Genomic DNA, 15,608 nt, shown 5'->3' on the forward strand with positions numbered 1-15,608 from the left:
GGTTCGACCTCCGCGCTCACCGTTTCGCCTCCGGCAGCGTCACGCGCACCGGCAGCCCGGCCGGCAGCTTTGCCGCGTCCGAGCCCAGCGTCACCTCGGCCAGGTAGCTCAGTCGCGCGGTGTCCTCGCCGTTGAGCGCGTAGTACGGCGTGTAGACCGGCTCGCGGCGGATCGTGCGTACATGGCCCGCGAGGGGCTTGTCGCGACCGTCGACGTACACCTGCACCGGATCGCCGTCATGCACGCTCGCACGCAACGGCTCGGGCACGTAGATGCGCGCGTACGGCGCCTTGCCCACCAGCATTACCGCCAGCGGCGCGCCGACCGGCGGCTGGTCGCCGAGACGGTACGGCAGACTGTCGACGATCCCGTCGCGCGGCGCGACGATGCGCAGCTTGTCCAGGTAGACCTGCTGCGCGCGCGCCTGCTGCCGGGTCGCCGCCAGCGTCGCGCGGGTCTGCGCGATCTGCTCCGGACGCGTGCCGTGCAGCAGCACATCCAGCGCAGCGCGCGCGGCGGCCACCTGCGCCGTGGCGCGGTCCATGGCGGCGCGTGCGTTGTCGACGTCCGAAGCGGACACGTAGTCGGAACCGCCCAGCGGCTGCACGCGGCGGTAGTAGTCGCGGGCCTGCTGCGCCTGTGCCTGCGCCGCCTTCAGATTGGCCCGGGCCTGCGCGATGTCCTCCTTGCGCGGACCGGCGACAAGCTGCTCCAGCAGCGCCTGCTGCTGACGGATGCGCGCCTCGTCCGCATCCAGCGCAGCCTGGGTCTGCGTCGGATCCAGTTGCAGCAACACTTGCCCCTTGTGCACGCGCTCGCCTTCACGCACGGCCACGCGCACCACTCGCTCGGAAGCAACGGCCGGCAATGTGATGCGATCGTATTCCAGCGTGCCCAGCGCGCGCGGAGACTCGCGGCTGCACCCGGACGCAAGCATGACGAATGCCACCGTCATGCCCACCACGACCGCTCCCATCGATCTGATGTTCATGCCCCGCCTCCGAGGTCCATTTGCAGCCCCTGCGAAAGCAGGCTCAACGCGTGTTCGGTCATGGCGTCGGTGGCCGACGCCTCCATATCGAAAACCTGCTGCCAGATCGGCGCGCCCGCGGCAGGAAATAGCGTCAGCCCCACCAGCGACACCACGACCATGCGCGGATCCAGATGCGCCGGCAAGCGCCCGGCCTTCTGCGCTTCCGTCAGACGCTCGGCCAGCATGCGGGGCAGCTTCGGCGCCACTTCGTGGAACAGCAACTGACGTAGCGCGCCCCCCTCGCACAACACCTCGCGCACCCACAGCGGCGGCAGCCAGGGATGCGTGCGGATCACTTCGCCGATCCCGCGCACGAAGCACTCGATCAGTTTCGCCGGATCGTCGCCGGCCGCCTGCATGCGTTCTTGCACCTGCGTCAGCGCCGGCGCCAGACGTTCGCCGATCAGCGCCTGCACCAAGCGTTCCTTGTCGCCGAAGTAGTAGTGCAGCATGGCCGGCGTCACACCGGCCTCGTCCGCGATCGATCGCAGCGAGGTCGCGCCGATGCCGACCCGCACGAACCGCTGGATCGCGGCATCGAGCAGGGCCTCGCGCAGATCGCGGTCCTCGCCGCTGGGACGGCCGGCGCCACGCGTGCGACGGCGATGGGAAGAAGTGGGCGTAGTCATGTGTACAAATTAATTCAATGATTAATTGAAAGCAATGACCCAATGCACCGTGCCGCCAAACCTCCGTCCGCCATGACGCCGATATGGCCCGCGTCGACGCCGCGCGCTACCCTCGCGGGATGACCAAGCTCAACCAACACGATTTCGCCCTCGATCCCGTCGACAACGCTCGCCTGTCCAACCTGTGCGGCCCGTTCGACGAACACCTGCGCCAGATCGAGCTGCGCCTCGGCGTGGAGATCAACAACCGCGGCAACATCTTCCGCGTGATCGGCGAGGATGCCGCCGCCAGCGCCGCGGAAAAGGTCCTGCGTGCGCTCTACGAAGTGACCGAGACCGAGTCCCTGACCGGCCCCATCGTCAACCTGCACCTGACTGAATCCGGCGTCGACGCGCTGAGCGATGACCTGGCCGAAGAAACCCAGGAAGTCGTCATCAAGGTCAAGCGCGGCGTGATCCGCGGCCGCGGCCCGAACCAGGCGCGTTACCTGCACGCCATCGCCACCAACGACATCAACTTCGGCATCGGCCCGGCCGGCACCGGCAAGACCTACCTGGCCGTCGCCAGCGCGGTCGAGGCACTGGAAGCCAACCGCGTGCAGCGCGTGCTGCTGGTGCGCCCGGCGGTGGAGGCCGGCGAGAAACTCGGCTTCCTGCCCGGCGACCTGAGCCAGAAGGTCGATCCGTACCTGCGCCCGCTGTACGACGCGCTGTACGAGATGCTCGGCTTCGAGCGCGTGGCCAAGCTGATCGAACGCAATGTCATCGAGATCGCGCCGCTGGCCTATATGCGCGGACGCACGCTGAACGATTCCTACGTGATTCTCGACGAGGCGCAGAACACCACCGTCGAGCAGATGAAGATGTTCCTGACCCGCATCGGCTTCGGCTCGGTCACGGTCATCACCGGCGACGTGACCCAGGTTGACCTGCCGCGCAATGCACGCTCGGGCCTGCGCCACGCCATCGAGGTGCTGCGCGGCGTCGACGGCATCAGCTTCACCTTCTTCACCGCCCGCGACGTGGTGCGCCATCCGCTGGTCGCGCGCATCGTGCGCGCGTACGAGGCGGCCGACCTCGCCAACGGCGACGAGCGGAACTGAGCCGCATGGCCACCGCCCCCACCGAACCGCTCGTCCACCTGGGCTACGCCGCGCCGCGCCGCGGCGTGCCCGCGCCCGCCAGCTTCCGCGCCTGGGTCGCTGCCGCACTGCGTGCTGTACATCGGCGCAAGCCGGCCGAACTGTCGATCCGCATCGTCGATGCGGACGAGGGTCGCGCGCTCAACGCCGCCTACCGCGGCAAGGACTACGCCACCAACGTGCTGTCCTTCCCCGCCGAACTGCCGCCCGGCGTCGACCTGCCGCTGATCGGCGACCTGGTGATCTGCGCACCCGTGGTCGTCCGCGAGGCCGCGGAGCAGAACAAGCCCGCACGCGAACACTGGGCGCACATGACCGTGCACGGCGTGCTGCATCTGCTCGGCTACGACCACATCGAAGACGCCGACGCAGTACGCATGGAAGCCCTGGAAACCCGCATTCTGGCGGACCTGGGCATCGACGATCCCTACCTGTCGCGCTGAGGGAGACTCGGATCTGGACAACCTGCCCCGGCCGACAGCGAGTGCGATGCCCCCGGCATGCTCAGCCGGATGCCATGTTCTGACGGCTCATACCCGGCCCATGCGATGCCTCGATCCGCGACCCGACCCACAATTCGCGATTGAACAGACGGTTAGGAGCCGTCATGGCTTTGCGCTAGAATCGACGACCACCTGCATACTAAGAACCGCGCGAAAGGCATGAACGAGGACCCCGGAAGTACCAACGGCCCGACCCACAAATCCTGGTGGGACCGTCTGGGCCATCTCTTCTCCGGTGAACTGCGCAGCCGCGATGAGCTGCTGGAAGAGCTGCGCACCGCACAGAACAACGGTCTGCTCAGCAGCGATACGCTGGGCATGGTCGAGGGTGCGCTGAAGGTGACCGAGCTGGACGTCGACGACGTCATGATCCCGCGCGTGCAGATGGTGATGATCCCGGCCAGCGCGCCGTTCAAGGACATCATCGACACCGTGGTCGAATCCGGTCACTCGCGGTTCCCGGTGCATGGCGAGGACAAGGACGACATTCTCGGCATCCTGCTGGCCAAGGATCTGCTCAAGCACGTCAGCGACGGCGAGCGCTTCGACATCCGCGCCCTGCTGCGCCCGGCCGTGCTGATTCCCGAATCCATGCGCCTGAATGTGCTGCTGGCCGAGTTCCGCCTCAGCCACAACCACATGGCGCTGGTGGTGGACGAATACGGCGGCGTCGCCGGCCTCATCACCATTGAGGACGTGCTGGAGGAGATCGTCGGCGAGATCGACGACGAGCACGACGACGAAGAGCCGCCAGTGATGATCCAGCCGCTGTCCGATGGCGGCTACCTGGTCAGCGCGCTGATGCCGATCGCCGACTTCAACGAGAGTCTCGGCACGGCGTTCAGCGACGAGGAATTCGACACCATCGGCGGCATGATCACCGCCGAGTTCGGCCATCTCCCCGAAACCGGCGAGGAAACCGAGCTCGAGGGACTGCTGTTCCACGTCACCCAGTCCGACGATCGTCGCGTGCACCAGTTCCGGGTGCAGCCGCAGACTGCGGAAACGGACTGACCTGCGCATGGCGTGCACATCGACTGACCGCACGCGCCTCCAGCCGCGCCGCTTCGCCCTGCCCCTGCTCTTTCTACTGGCGCTGTGCGCCGCACTGCCGGCCTGGAGCGGCGTGCGCGACGCGCCCGGCAAGGACCTGCGCGTATCCCTGGTCACCTACGGTCCGGGCGCAATCTACTGGGAACGCTTCGGTCACGACGCCATCGAGATCTATGACATCTCCAGCGGGCAGTCGATGAACTTCAACTACGGCGTGTTCGACTTCGACCAGAAGCATTTTCTGCTCAATTTCGCGCGCGGCCACATGACCTACATGATGGACGCCGAGCGCAGCGAACCGGAGATGATGTGGTACGCCCAGCAGGGCCGTTCCGTGCGCCACCAGACCCTGAATCTGACTCCCGAACAGGCCGCCCGGCTGCGTGACTTCCTGTTCTGGAACCTGCGGCCGGAAAATCTGCACTACCGATACGACTACTACACCAGCAACTGCACCACCAAGGTCCGAGACGCCCTCGATTACGCGCTCGACGGCCAGCTCAAGAAAGCCCTGCAGGCGCGCCCAGGCGGCCTGACCTATCGTCAGCAGACCGATCGCCTGATGGCCGCGCAACCCTGGCTGATGCTGCTGCTGGACCTTGGGTTGAGCCACTACGCCGACCGACCGCTCAACGCCTGGCAGGAGAGTTTCCTGCCGGTGGTGCTGGCCGATGAACTGACCCACGTCACGGTCACGGCCAACGGCCAGCGACGCCTGCTGCTGACGCAGGATACGAGGCTCTCGCCGAACCGGATCGAGACGCCCCCGAAGACGGCGCCGGACCTCCGTCTGCCGATGCTGCTGGTCGGCACGGCACTCGCCCTCGCACTGCTTCTTCTCGGTCAGTCCAAGCGCCCGGGCGCGCGTATCGGCTTCGCGGCGCTGTCCTCGCTGTGGCTGCTGCTGGCCGGAACCGCCGGCTTGTTCATGCTGGCGCTGTGGACCCTGACCGCACATGTCGCCGGCTGGGCCAATGCCAACCTTCTGCTGTTCAATCCACTGGCGTGGGGATTGCTGATCGCCGTGTGGCGAAAACGGACATCACGCCGCACCCACCTCATCGCCTGGATCGTCACGGCGATGGCCGCCCTGGCGCTGCTCGGCAACCTCACGCACCTGCTGGCACAACGCAATCTGCCCTGGATACTGCTCGCGCTTCCGGTGTGGGCCGCGCTGCTGCACACGCTGCGCAAACGCGCCGCGTCCTGATCCTACCCGCCGCCGCGATGGCGGAACAGGGCATCGCGCTGACCTGAACGCCAGGCAGCCCGCGCCGCGGTCCAGATTGCCATGCCGCCCCGCACGGCGGCATCATGGCGACCATGCCTTCATCGCTCGCCAACACTCCGCCCCCGGTCGCTGCGGACGGCGACCGCCCGTCCATCGTCAACTGTGTCGCCTACCATCGCACCGGCCGACGCATCGGCGATATTCCGCTGGATCGCATCGGCGAGACGATGAAGGACCCGGATGCGTTCGTGTGGGTCGGCCTGCACGAACCGGACGAGGATCTGCTGGAACGACTGCAGGAGGAATTCGATCTGCACGACCTGGCCATCGAAGACGCGCACTACGCGCATCAGCGCACCAAGATCGAAACCTATGGCGACTCGCTGTTCATCGTGGTGCAGACCGCCCAGCCACTGCAGGGCCGCATCGCCTTCGGCGAAACCCACATCTTCCTCGGCGCGCGCTACCTGATTACCGTGCGGCATGGCGCCTCGCTCAGCTACGCACCGGTACGCCGCAGCTGCGAAACCGCGCCGGAACTGCTCGCACTCGGCCCCAGTTACGGGCTGTATTCGATCCTCGACTTCATCGTCGACAACTACATGCCTATCGTGCGCGACTTCCGCGAGGAGCTGCAGGAACTGGAGCAGGACGTCTTCGCCGAGACCTACAAGCGCACCACCATCAAGCGCCTGTACGACATGCAGCGCGACCTGATGAATCTGCGCCTGGCGGTCGCACCGCTGCAGGACGTGACCAACCAGCTGGTGCGTCTGCACGCGAACCTGATCCACGAGGAGACGCGCGTGTACTTCCGCGACGTCTACGACCACGTATTCCGCGTCAACGAAGCCACCAACGCCATGCGCGAGATGCTCGGCGCCGCGATCAACGTGAACATGTCGCTGGTGACACTGGGCCAGAACGAGGTGATGAAGAAGCTGGCCGGCTGGGCCGCGATGCTGGCCACGCCGACGCTGATCACCAGTTGGTACGGCATGAACTTCCATCACATGCCCGAACTGAACAAGCCCTGGGCCTATCCCAGCATGATCGTGGTGACGCTGTCGCTGATGGGCGGCGTGTACTGGGCGCTCAAACGCGCGCGGTGGCTGTGACGTCTCAGGCCTTCGCTTTCGCCTCGGCGCGCTCGGCGATGGTCAGCGCCACCTTGTCGCGCAGATAAACCGGCAGGGCCTGCTCGGGAGCCAGCGTGTCGCCCGCGGCAAAGCGCGGAGCCGCCTGTCGCGCGACATGCCGCGCCTGCGGGTAGCACTCCGCTTCGGCACTGCGTGGCGTGCCCCATTTCTCCGCAAGCACATCGCCGTATGTGCCCCACCCCGTGCCGACCACATGGCATGACGTCAGATCGATGTCCGGTTGCCAGCGTTCGGGCGGGCAGACCGTTTCCTCGCCCACAAGGGTCAACTCACCGCCTTCTCCACGCTCGAACGTTGCCGCATAGATCTCGCCCATGCGCGCATCAATCAGCGCGACCACCGGCGCGCCGTCATGCGGAGCCTCCAGGGCCAGCGCCGCCAGCGAAGACACCGTGACCACCGGAAGATCCAGCGCCAACGCCAGCCCCTGCGCCATGGACACCGCCAGACGCACCCCCGTGAACGATCCCGGACCGCGCCCCACGGCGATCCCGTGCAGATCGGCGCGTGTCAAACCGGCTTCGCCCAGCACCGCATCGGCCATCGGCAGCGCGAGCTCGGCATGTCTGCGCGGAGCGATTTCGCTGCGCTCGAACAGATCGTCGCCGCGCAGCAGGGCAACGGAGCACGACTCGGTGGCGGTTTCCAGGGCAAGAATATTCATCGCGTTATTGTGGCACCGGCTCAGACATCCGCCCAGCACCGGTATGCACCCGACAGGCGTACAGAATCAGTCATCGGCTACCAGGGTCCCCTGGCGGTATGGCGCAACCCACCCTTGCGAGGCATGACGCCAGATCGTCGCCCGCCGCGTGACGCGCCCGCCTTGATCCAGCGCGTAGGTCAGCAACCAGGTCGACGGACCCAGCTCGCGGCAGGCAAAGTCGCTCGTCCGCCAGGCATGCGATTCCCTTTCGCCACGCCGATGTTCGAGCACCTCGAGCACGAAAGCACGCTCACAGCACCGCCCCGAGGCACCGACCTCCCAAAAATCCGGCGCCATCATCGCCTCGTAGTCCGCGCGCGTGCCCCTCGGTCAGGGCGGTGGAACACGGGTTTCCAGCACACGCAGGCGTCTCAAGCACCGTACCGCGCGCCGAAAGCTCCTCTTTCGCCATCCCGCAGTCAGCCTTCGACCGGCGGCTGCCACAGTTCGATGCGCGTGCCTTCCGGGTCCATGACCCAGCCGAACTTGCCGAACTCGCTTTCCTCGGTGCGCTCGTCGACGGGCTGACCGGCCTCGCGCAGCTGCGCCAGCAGGGCATCGAGATCGTCGACGCGGAAATTCACCATGAACGGCTTATCGCTCGGCGCGAAATACGTGGTGTCCTCCTTGAACGGCGACCACAGCATGTAGCCCGACCGCGAGGCATCCTCGGCGAACATCGCCCCGCCCCACTCGCCGATCTCCAGCCCCAGATGTTCGCGATACCACGCCGACAACGCCTGCGGATCGCGCGCCTTGAAAAAGATGCCGCCCAAACCCGTCACTTTTGCCATGACTGCATTCCTCGAACCGTGGTGTCAGGATGTCCCTTGCCTTATAGCCGAAACTCTCTGCACGTGCAGGGGGCAAGGTTTCATCATCGCCATAGGAATCCCGCATGACCGAACAGGATTGGAGCGCCGTCGACGCCTACCTGGCCGACCGCACCCACGCCACCGACGCCACGCTCGACGCCGTGCTGGCCGCCAACGACGAAGCCGGCCTGCCGGCCATCGACGTCTCGCCGCTGCAGGGCAAGTTTCTGCAACTGATTGCCCGCATGTGCGGTGCGCGCAAGGTGTTGGAGATCGGTACCCTGGGTGGCTACTCCACCCTCTGCATGGCGCGCGGCCTGCCCGACGACGGCCATGTGACCACCCTCGAATTCGAACCGAAGCACGCCGAAGTCGCACGCGCCAACCTGCAGCGCGCCGGCCTGGCCGAGCTCGTGGACGTGCGCGTCGGCGCGGCGCTGGACACGCTGCCGGCACTGGAAAGCGAAGGCGCGGGGCCCTTCGACCTGGTCTTCATCGACGCCGACAAGACCCACAACCCGGACTACCTGCAATGGGCCTTGCGCCTGTCGCGGCCGGGCACGGTGATCATCCTCGACAACGTGGTGCGCCAGGGACATGTATTGGACGCCGACAGCGATTCGCCGGCCGTGCGCGGTACGCGTCGGGCATTGGACCTCATCGCCGACGAGCCGCGCCTGACCGCGACCGTCCTGCAGACCGTGGGCGACAAGGGCTGGGACGGCTTCGCGATGGCGATCGTCGACTGAAGAGCGCTCAGGCGAAGAACGCCTGCACGTCCTCCACCGCATGCGTGCGCGGCATCGGCGGCAGGCTGGCCAGGAACAGTCGACCGTAGCCCTTGCTGCGCAGGCGCGGGTCGCACAGCACCAGCACGCCTCGATCATTCACGTCGCGGATCAGGCGACCCGCCCCCTGCTTCAGCGCAATCACCGCGCTGGGCACCTGCCAGCCCATGAACGGATTGACGCCGGCCTGCTGCATCGCTTCCAGACGCGCCTGCAGCACCGGATCGTCCGGCGCGGCGAACGGAAGCTTGTCGATCACCACCACCGACAGCGCCTCACCGGCCACGTCCACGCCCTCCCAGAAACTGGCCGCACCCAGCAGCACGCCGTGGCCGGAATGACGGAAATCCTCCAGCAGCTGATGCCGCGGCGCCGACCCCTGCACGAACAACGGCCACGGCACGCGATCGGCGAGAAGATCGGCTGCACGCTGCAATGCGCGATGCGAAGTGAACAGCAGAAAGGCGCGGCCGTTGGAAGCTTCCAGCACCGGCAGCACGGCCTCGATCACACGCTCGGTGTAGCACTCCTCACGCGGCTCGGGCAGGTTCTCCGGCAGGTAGCACAGCGCTTGCCGGGCGTAGTCGAACGGACTGTCCAGCGCCAGCTCGACCGGATCGACCAAGCCCAGTTGATCGGAAAAATGGCTGAAATCGCCCGCCACCGACAGCGTGGCCGAGGTATGGATCCAGGCCGCCTGCGACGCTTCGCGCATGGCCTTGAGCGGCGTCGCCAGATCCAGCGGCGTGGCGTGCAGCGCGAACCCACGCCCGCTCAGTTCGTACCAGCGCACCTCGCCCTCGCTGTCACGCTCGTCGATGCGCGCCAGTCGCGCCGACAGCGTCTCGGCGCGTTCGTGCACATTCGCCAGCCCGCGCGAACGCTCGGCCTGACTGGCCAGCGCGTCGGCCAGATCCTCCAGCGTATGCTGCAGTTTCTGCAGCGCCTCGACGGCGGCATCCTTGCGCAGCAACGTCGCCAACGCGCCGCGTGACGGCAGACGATCCACCGCCAGACGCAACGCGCGCACCGACTCCTGCAGCGCCTCGCACGGCTCCAGCAACACGCTGGTCGCGCCGGTCACGCCACCGCCTTCGGCCAACGCATCGCGCGCCAGCTCCGTCAATTGCCGCGCACTCACCGAATGCGAGAAGAACTGCCCGGCCAGCTCCGGCAACTGATGCGCCTCGTCCAGAATGAAGGCGTGCGCGCCCGGAAGAATCTCGCCGAAGCCCTCCTGCTTCAACGCCAGATCGGCCAGCAGCAGATGATGATTGACCACCACCACATCGGCGTCCGCCGCCTCGCGCCGCGCCTTGAAGACATGGCAATCGTCGAAGAACGGGCACTCGCTGCCCAGGCAGTTTTCCGTCGTCGAGGTCACCCGCGGCCACAGCGGCGACTCCTCCGGTACCTCGGCCAGCTCCATGCGGTCGCCGCGCCGCGTGCGTGCGGACCAGGCGCGGATCGTCGCCAGCTGCTGCGATTCGGTGCGACTGGCGAAACTGCCCTCGCGCACGGCCTGATCCAGTCGATACAAACACAGATAATTGGCGCGCCCCTTCAGCAGGCTGATCTTCACGCGCGCATCCAGTACCGAGCGCACGCGCGGCAGATCGCGGAAAAACAGCTGATCCTGCAACGCCTTGGTGCCCGTCGACACGATCACTCGCTTGCCCGAAGTCAGCGCGGGCACCAGATAAGCGAACGTCTTGCCCGTGCCGGTCCCGGCCTCGGCCACCAGCATCTCGCCCTGATCGATCGCTTCCGCCACCGCCCGCGCCATGGCCTGCTGCGCTTCGCGCGGCGCGAAATTCGGCACCTCGCGCGCAAACGGCCCGTCCGCGCCGAGCAGGCCGGCGATCTCTTCGTATGCATCCATCGCGCCAGTATCGCCGAGGCGTGCAAAACGCGAAACCATACGGGTCACATGCTGTCCAGCGGACTCAGCACACCACTGGCGTGACGCTGCAGAACGTGTGTGTAGATCTGCGTGGTGCGCACATCCTTGTGACCGAGCAATTCCTGCACGGTACGAATATCGTGGCCATTCTCGATCAGGTGCGTGGCGAAGGAATGCCGCAGCGTATGGCACGTGGCCAGCTTGCGAATATCGGCGCGACGACGTGCCGACTTCACCGCACGCTGCAACACCGACTCGTCCAGATGATGCCTGGCCACTCTGCCCGACCGAGGGTCCGTGGACAGTCGCTCGGACGGAAACAGGAACTGCCAACAGAATTCCCGGTCGGCATGACGGTATTTGCGCGCCAAGGCCTTCGGCAATACCACCGCACCGTATCCGTCGGAAAGATCCAGCTCGTGCTGAACACGTGCGCGCTCGATCTGACGCTCCAACGCCTGATTCAGACGTTGCGGCAAGGGAACATGACGATCCTTCGCACCCTTGCCCTCGCGAATCACGATCTCGCCACGCTCGAAATCCACGTCCTTTACTCGCAAGCGCAGACATTCCATGAGACGCATGCCTGTTCCATACAACAGCGCAGCCATCAACCAATGCTTGCCATCCAGACACCCCAGCAAGCGTTTGATTTCCTCCCGCGACAAGACAACAGGCAAGCGGCGCGATCTCCGTGCACGCACGATCGATTCCATCCAGGGAAGCTCGATACCCAGCACATCCCTGTAGAGAAACAACAAGGCGGCAAGCGCCTGATTCTGCGTTCCCGCAGAAACATTCCGTTCTACCGCAAGGTGGGTGAGAAACGCTTCCACCTCCGCACCACCCATGTCGCGGGGATGACGCTTGCCATGAAAGCGGATGAAGCGGCGGATCCAGGCCACATACGCCTGCTCAGTCCGCATGCTGTAGTGCTTCACGCGCAAACGCGAACGCACCATGTCGAACAATTTGAGTGGCTTACGCTCTGTTACACCCGCTGATCCGTCGACGTAACTCATACACCCTCCATGGCGTCGTATAACACCCCATAGAATGAACAGAACTTGCATCCAGCAAAAGAAGCCAACCCAATGATTTTATGTAGGGTTTCGCTGATTGCCCCCGAGGGGAGCGGCATGCATACTCGGTGCAACACCCCGTTTAGGGGGTCGAATTTAAGTTAGATTTCAGGGGTGGATTTTGGTGTGTTGGACGGAATACATTTCAGCAATCGGAATTCCTATCATCGCAGCCATTGCCGCGTGGATAGCGTTTCGCCAGTCTCAAATCGCACGCAACAAGCTGAAGCTCGATCTTTTCGACAAGCGCATGGAGGTGTATTCGGCAGTGCGAGAAGCACTCGGTTGCATCACGCGCCAAGGCAACTTAACGCAAGAGCAGCAGCTTCAGTATCTGCAGGGTACGCGCACGGCTCGTTGGGTATTTGGCATAGAGGTGGCCCACTACTTGGATGAGGCTCTCTGGCACAAGATCGTAGATTTGGAGCTGCACAACACGATGTCCAAAGAACCGTCTGGGCCGGAGCGCACCAAGCACATTCAGAAACGAGCAGAGGTATTTAAGTGGCTGGTTCAGCAATACAAAGACTTCGATGCTTTAGTCGCCGAGTATCTAGAGCTAAGGCACTGAAATCTAACAGTTCAGTCAACCGGACGCCAAAATCGCTACGCGATTTCGTCGCCGGTTACTTCAAGCGTTAGCCAACACGGGAGGTATCCAGTGGTTCAAACTTACGAACCTTGGTGGCCATTGGCGGAACAAGTAGAGAAGCGCTTTCTCTCAGCGGAGTTGGTCGTTGATTTCCCCGACGCCGTCGTTCGGCTCGACCAGGGCTACCGTGAAGGCGTGGCAATCGGTCCGAGTGTAGTGATCGAATTTCCGAATGTCGCTGCAACTGCGCTGCACGAAGAGTATGTACACCCTTGGAACGCCAACGACGATGAGCCCGTATGGCCTAAGCAGGCCCATGTGGCGATCGTGCAAGATTCCGTTTGGCTACAGTCATTCTCGTTGTCGCAACTCGCGATGTATGAGGCTCCCGTTCACTATCGCATTGTCACCGAGTTCCCAATCATCGACATCATCTGCACAGGTGCGCCGTTGGCCAGATACCAGCCCGCTCCTCCCCACCAGGAAGACTCCGTGGCTAACAGTTCATCCAAGCGGACCCGCTGACGCGGGCCGCTTAACTCCAGCGTTAGGGCAAAAATGTATCTCCTCGTCCATATAATTTTTTGGATCTCTATTGTTGGCTTTATCGTGTGCGTCTTCGCCGTAATTTACTTTTCGATCCGACTTCGCATGGCTAAGGACCAAACCAAATATTTCCGTGTGTGGGAAGTCAGATTTTCGGGGGAAAATTCCAGTGCGGAGCCGGCGGTGCGCTATACACGCAACTTCATGCGCTGCATGCTAGTTGGATTAGTTTTTTGGTGCATCGCGCTAGTAACCATGCTATTACCAGGCATCCTGCACTTAGGGCTGTCCTAACCACTCATTCAAGGCGGACACGCTGACGCGTGCCGCTTAACTCCAGCGTTAGCCGGCAGGGACAGCCATGGTGTTCACCCGAGAAAACTGCAAGCCGATTGAGTCGCCCACGGAGGCTCAAATTGCGCACGCGCTCTCGCTCACGAAGTCTTCCTACTGCGCCCTTAGCTCCGAGGCAGGCGCATACGTACAAGCCGCAGGTGGCCCCGGGCTGTTCCTCATCGAGTGGCGCAGCGCTTCTGGGCAGCACCATCGCGGCTCTCAAGCCACTCCCGTAGTTCCGTTCCCCAACGGCACCACCCTCTCGTTTAGCGCTGGCACCGTGGCACTAGCAAGCAACGAGTGGTTCCTTGCCAAGCAGGTCAAAGAGCTCTTCGCCACCTTCCTCGCTGGCCAAGCTTTCCCTTCCTGGGTGCAGTGGTCTCCGCTCTCAGCTGGGTTCGGCCGTGTCGGCTAACATCTCGTCCAAGCGGACGGCGTACCGCCGCCGCTTAACTCCAGCGTTAGGCGTCCAGGGAGGATCATGGCGAACAAGCAAGAACCATTGTTCTGCTCAGCAGCCTGCAAGGAGACGGAACTCGTAAGATCCGTGCGTGGTTGCACGCTATGCGGCTTAACGTGGAATAGCCAGAGCGATAAGAATTATTGCAATGGCTCCTGGGTTCTGTGCATCGACTGCGCAAGAGCTGAAGAGCGTTGCGTAGTTTGCGGAAACAAGGCACCACTCGCAGTGGCGGGTGCCTAACAACTCGTCCAAGCTGACCGCCCACTGGCTACGCCAGCGGCCGGCAGCTTAACTCCAGCGTTAGCCATGACTAAGAAGCCATCAGTCAACCCGGCAGTTATTGAGTCATGGGGACAACTATGCCTTCGTCACTCAAGTTTACGTCGCTGGCTCCGCACGGTTTTTTACTTGGGCATGATTCTCTTTGCCTCAACTATCGGCGCTTGGGTGCTTTTCAAACCAGCCGTGCCAACTATTGCCGTTGTTGTTTGCACGCTTGCCAGCTTTTCAGTTGCTCTCACCTGCCTTGTCATCAACAACGTTCTGGTCGGCCTTCCCGAGTGTCCATCGTGTAACGCTCCTATCAATCTTTGGTTCGGAAACGGCGGCTTTACAGTCGCAAACCCTGAAACGGTCGAGTGGTGTCCGCACTGCTGGGCATGGTTTCTGCATCCATGCACCGACCTAACAACTCCTTAGGAGACTCCCCGTCAATGCCGGGCGCATGATGCCTTTGCCCTGGGTTTTCGGGCCACTTCCGGTCTTACTTTTTGCGTGATACATGCCCGTGCTTTGCGGTTGCAACGGATGCCAGACTGCATTTCCTTAGACGGTCTTGTTGCACCGATACGGCCGGTGCGGACCAGGGTATAAACCGCACCCGGCGACCTCATTCATTCATCGGACTGTCCGGTGTGCGGGGATCGGCCGCAACACGGTTTGGACGTCCAGCTAGTTAGTCAGGTTCTCGCCGGGTCGGTCTGACCCGTTGTCTACCGCTTCGCGCTGGCGATGAATCGGTAACTTGCTATTACGCTGCTTGGCCTTCCTGATGCATGGGGTGCCGCAGACAGGCGTGCGGGTCGTAGTCCACCTCGCGCGCCAGCATCGCCCAGATCTGCCGCGCATGCTTGTTGGCAATGGCCACGATCACCTTGCCGAAGGGCAGACGCGCATCAAGCAAACGTATCCATAGCTGCTCGGGCGTGGCCTTCTCCATGGCGACCGCCTTGGCCCGCTGCAGGCTGCTGCGCGCGCCCTGGATCAGCAGGGTGCGCAGGTAGGCATCGCCACGGCAGCTGATGGTGCCCAATCGCGCATGTCCACCGCTGGAATGCTGCGTGGGCACCAGGCCCAGCCAGGCAGCCATCTGGCGCCCTTGCTTGAATTCACGGGCATCGCCTACCGTGGCCACCGCGGCATCGGCCGTGATCGGCCCGATACCGGTGATAGCCCGCAACCGCACGCAGCGCACGTCCTTGCTTGCGTGAAGCTCGATGCGGGCATCGCATGCATCGAGGCGTTCGCGCAGTTGCGACCAGTGCTCAGCCAATTCGCGCAGCAGTTCTTTGAACGATTCCGGTAGTGCGGCGTGCGCATCCAGATCGGCCAGCTCCCGACGCAGCG

15 protein-coding genes and 1 pseudogene are annotated in these 15,608 nt (G+C 63.9%); 8 read left to right on the plus strand and 8 right to left on the minus strand.

Annotated elements, in window-relative coordinates; genetic code table 11:
* Positions 1-16 precede the first annotated feature (16 nt).
* Positions 17-991 carry an HlyD family secretion protein gene (locus HF690_RS03905; RefSeq protein WP_168608482.1) on the minus strand — a complete coding sequence of 325 codons (975 nt, stop codon included), beginning with the start codon at positions 989-991 and terminating at the stop codon, positions 17-19.
* Complete coding sequence (locus HF690_RS03910) at positions 988-1,662, minus strand: TetR/AcrR family transcriptional regulator (protein WP_168608483.1); 675 nt, start codon at positions 1,660-1,662, stop codon at positions 988-990. The genes HF690_RS03905 and HF690_RS03910 overlap by 4 nt, the downstream gene beginning before the upstream one ends.
* Positions 1,663-1,781: 119 nt before the next feature.
* On the opposite strand from HF690_RS03910, the gene HF690_RS03915 reads away from it, so the two are divergent.
* From HF690_RS03915 to corA, 5 genes are all read left to right on the plus strand, one after another.
* Positions 1,782-2,765, plus strand: a complete 984-nt coding sequence (locus tag HF690_RS03915; protein ID WP_168608545.1) for a PhoH family protein — start codon at positions 1,782-1,784, stop codon at positions 2,763-2,765.
* Between the two features lie 5 nt (positions 2,766-2,770).
* Complete coding sequence (gene ybeY / locus HF690_RS03920) at positions 2,771-3,247, plus strand: rRNA maturation RNase YbeY (protein ID WP_168608484.1); 477 nt, start codon at positions 2,771-2,773, stop codon at positions 3,245-3,247.
* Positions 3,248-3,466: 219 nt separating this feature from the next.
* Positions 3,467-4,321 carry a CorC family transporter gene (locus HF690_RS03925; protein WP_113066038.1) on the plus strand — a complete coding sequence of 285 codons (855 nt, stop codon included), beginning with the start codon at positions 3,467-3,469 and terminating at the stop codon, positions 4,319-4,321.
* Between the two features lie 7 nt (positions 4,322-4,328).
* On the plus strand, positions 4,329-5,570 hold the full coding sequence (locus HF690_RS03930; protein WP_168608485.1) for a lipoprotein N-acyltransferase Lnb domain-containing protein: 1,242 nt from the start codon (positions 4,329-4,331) through the stop codon (positions 5,568-5,570).
* Positions 5,571-5,683: 113 nt separating this feature from the next.
* Positions 5,684-6,709 carry a magnesium/cobalt transporter CorA gene (gene corA, locus HF690_RS03935; protein WP_168608486.1) on the plus strand — a complete coding sequence of 342 codons (1,026 nt, stop codon included), beginning with the start codon at positions 5,684-5,686 and terminating at the stop codon, positions 6,707-6,709.
* A gap of 4 nt (positions 6,710-6,713) precedes the next feature.
* On the opposite strand, the gene tsaB is transcribed toward corA, so the two are convergent.
* The 3 genes and pseudogenes from tsaB to HF690_RS03950 all read right to left on the minus strand — a co-directional run bounded on the left by tsaB (position 6,714) and on the right by HF690_RS03950 (position 8,251).
* Entirely contained in the window at positions 6,714-7,415 is a 702-nt protein-coding gene (gene tsaB, locus HF690_RS03940) for a tRNA (adenosine(37)-N6)-threonylcarbamoyltransferase complex dimerization subunit type 1 TsaB (RefSeq protein ID WP_168608487.1), read from the minus strand.
* Between the two features lie 66 nt (positions 7,416-7,481).
* A pseudogene (locus HF690_RS15270) lies at positions 7,482-7,769 on the minus strand (DUF4440 domain-containing protein); the annotation flags it as partial.
* 107 nt (positions 7,770-7,876) lie between these two features.
* A complete protein-coding gene (locus HF690_RS03950; RefSeq protein WP_168608489.1) occupies positions 7,877-8,251 on the minus strand; it encodes a VOC family protein in 375 nt (124 codons plus the stop codon).
* A 104-nt stretch (positions 8,252-8,355) separates the two neighbouring features.
* Here HF690_RS03950 and HF690_RS03955 point away from each other — a divergent pair, with 104 nt between their 5' ends.
* Positions 8,356-9,021, plus strand: a complete 666-nt coding sequence (locus HF690_RS03955) for an O-methyltransferase (protein ID WP_168608490.1) — start codon at positions 8,356-8,358, stop codon at positions 9,019-9,021.
* Between the two features lie 7 nt (positions 9,022-9,028).
* On the opposite strand, the gene yoaA is transcribed toward HF690_RS03955, so the two are convergent.
* Together yoaA and HF690_RS03965 are read right to left on the minus strand one after the other, a co-directional pair.
* Positions 9,029-10,942 (minus strand): DNA repair helicase YoaA, encoded by a 1,914-nt coding sequence (yoaA, locus tag HF690_RS03960; protein ID WP_168608491.1) that lies wholly within the window; start codon positions 10,940-10,942, stop codon positions 9,029-9,031.
* 44 nt (positions 10,943-10,986) lie between these two features.
* A complete protein-coding gene (locus HF690_RS03965) occupies positions 10,987-11,985 on the minus strand; it encodes an integron integrase (RefSeq protein WP_168608492.1) in 999 nt (332 codons plus the stop codon).
* Between the two features lie 184 nt (positions 11,986-12,169).
* On the opposite strand from HF690_RS03965, the gene HF690_RS03970 reads away from it, so the two are divergent.
* Both HF690_RS03970 and HF690_RS03975 read left to right on the plus strand, forming a co-directional pair.
* Complete coding sequence (locus tag HF690_RS03970) at positions 12,170-12,616, plus strand: hypothetical protein (RefSeq protein ID WP_168608493.1); 447 nt, start codon at positions 12,170-12,172, stop codon at positions 12,614-12,616.
* Between the two features lie 90 nt (positions 12,617-12,706).
* Entirely contained in the window at positions 12,707-13,162 is a 456-nt protein-coding gene (locus tag HF690_RS03975) for a hypothetical protein (protein ID WP_168608494.1), read from the plus strand.
* 1,850 nt (positions 13,163-15,012) lie between these two features.
* On the opposite strand, the gene HF690_RS03980 is transcribed toward HF690_RS03975, so the two are convergent.
* Positions 15,013-15,608: IS110 family RNA-guided transposase (locus HF690_RS03980; RefSeq protein ID WP_168608495.1), on the minus strand; the 596-nt coding region annotated here is incomplete at its 5' end.

Source organism: Oleiagrimonas citrea, from assembly GCF_012395255.1.
Classification (GTDB): Bacteria; Pseudomonadota; Gammaproteobacteria; order Xanthomonadales; family Rhodanobacteraceae; genus Oleiagrimonas; species Oleiagrimonas citrea.

Excerpts from the sequence above, each read along its gene's own strand:
- tsaB (WP_168608487.1), bottom strand. The coding sequence starts at position 7,415 with ATGAATATTCTTGCCCTGGAAACCGCCACCGAGTCGTGCTCCGTTGCC.
- HF690_RS03955 (WP_168608490.1), top strand. The coding sequence starts at position 8,356 with ATGACCGAACAGGATTGGAGCGCCGTCGACGCCTACCTGGCCGACCGC.
- HF690_RS03915 (WP_168608545.1), top strand. The coding sequence starts at position 1,782 with ATGACCAAGCTCAACCAACACGATTTCGCCCTCGATCCCGTCGACAAC.
- HF690_RS03950 (WP_168608489.1), bottom strand. The coding sequence starts at position 8,251 with ATGGCAAAAGTGACGGGTTTGGGCGGCATCTTTTTCAAGGCGCGCGAT.
- corA (WP_168608486.1), top strand. The coding sequence starts at position 5,684 with ATGCCTTCATCGCTCGCCAACACTCCGCCCCCGGTCGCTGCGGACGGC.
- HF690_RS03965 (WP_168608492.1), bottom strand. The coding sequence starts at position 11,985 with ATGAGTTACGTCGACGGATCAGCGGGTGTAACAGAGCGTAAGCCACTC.
- HF690_RS03930 (WP_168608485.1), top strand. The coding sequence starts at position 4,329 with ATGGCGTGCACATCGACTGACCGCACGCGCCTCCAGCCGCGCCGCTTC.
- HF690_RS03925 (WP_113066038.1), top strand. The coding sequence starts at position 3,467 with ATGAACGAGGACCCCGGAAGTACCAACGGCCCGACCCACAAATCCTGG.
- ybeY (WP_168608484.1), top strand. The coding sequence starts at position 2,771 with ATGGCCACCGCCCCCACCGAACCGCTCGTCCACCTGGGCTACGCCGCG.
- HF690_RS03910 (WP_168608483.1), bottom strand. The coding sequence starts at position 1,662 with ATGACTACGCCCACTTCTTCCCATCGCCGTCGCACGCGTGGCGCCGGC.
- yoaA (WP_168608491.1), bottom strand. The coding sequence starts at position 10,942 with ATGGATGCATACGAAGAGATCGCCGGCCTGCTCGGCGCGGACGGGCCG.
- HF690_RS03905 (WP_168608482.1), bottom strand. The coding sequence starts at position 991 with ATGAACATCAGATCGATGGGAGCGGTCGTGGTGGGCATGACGGTGGCA.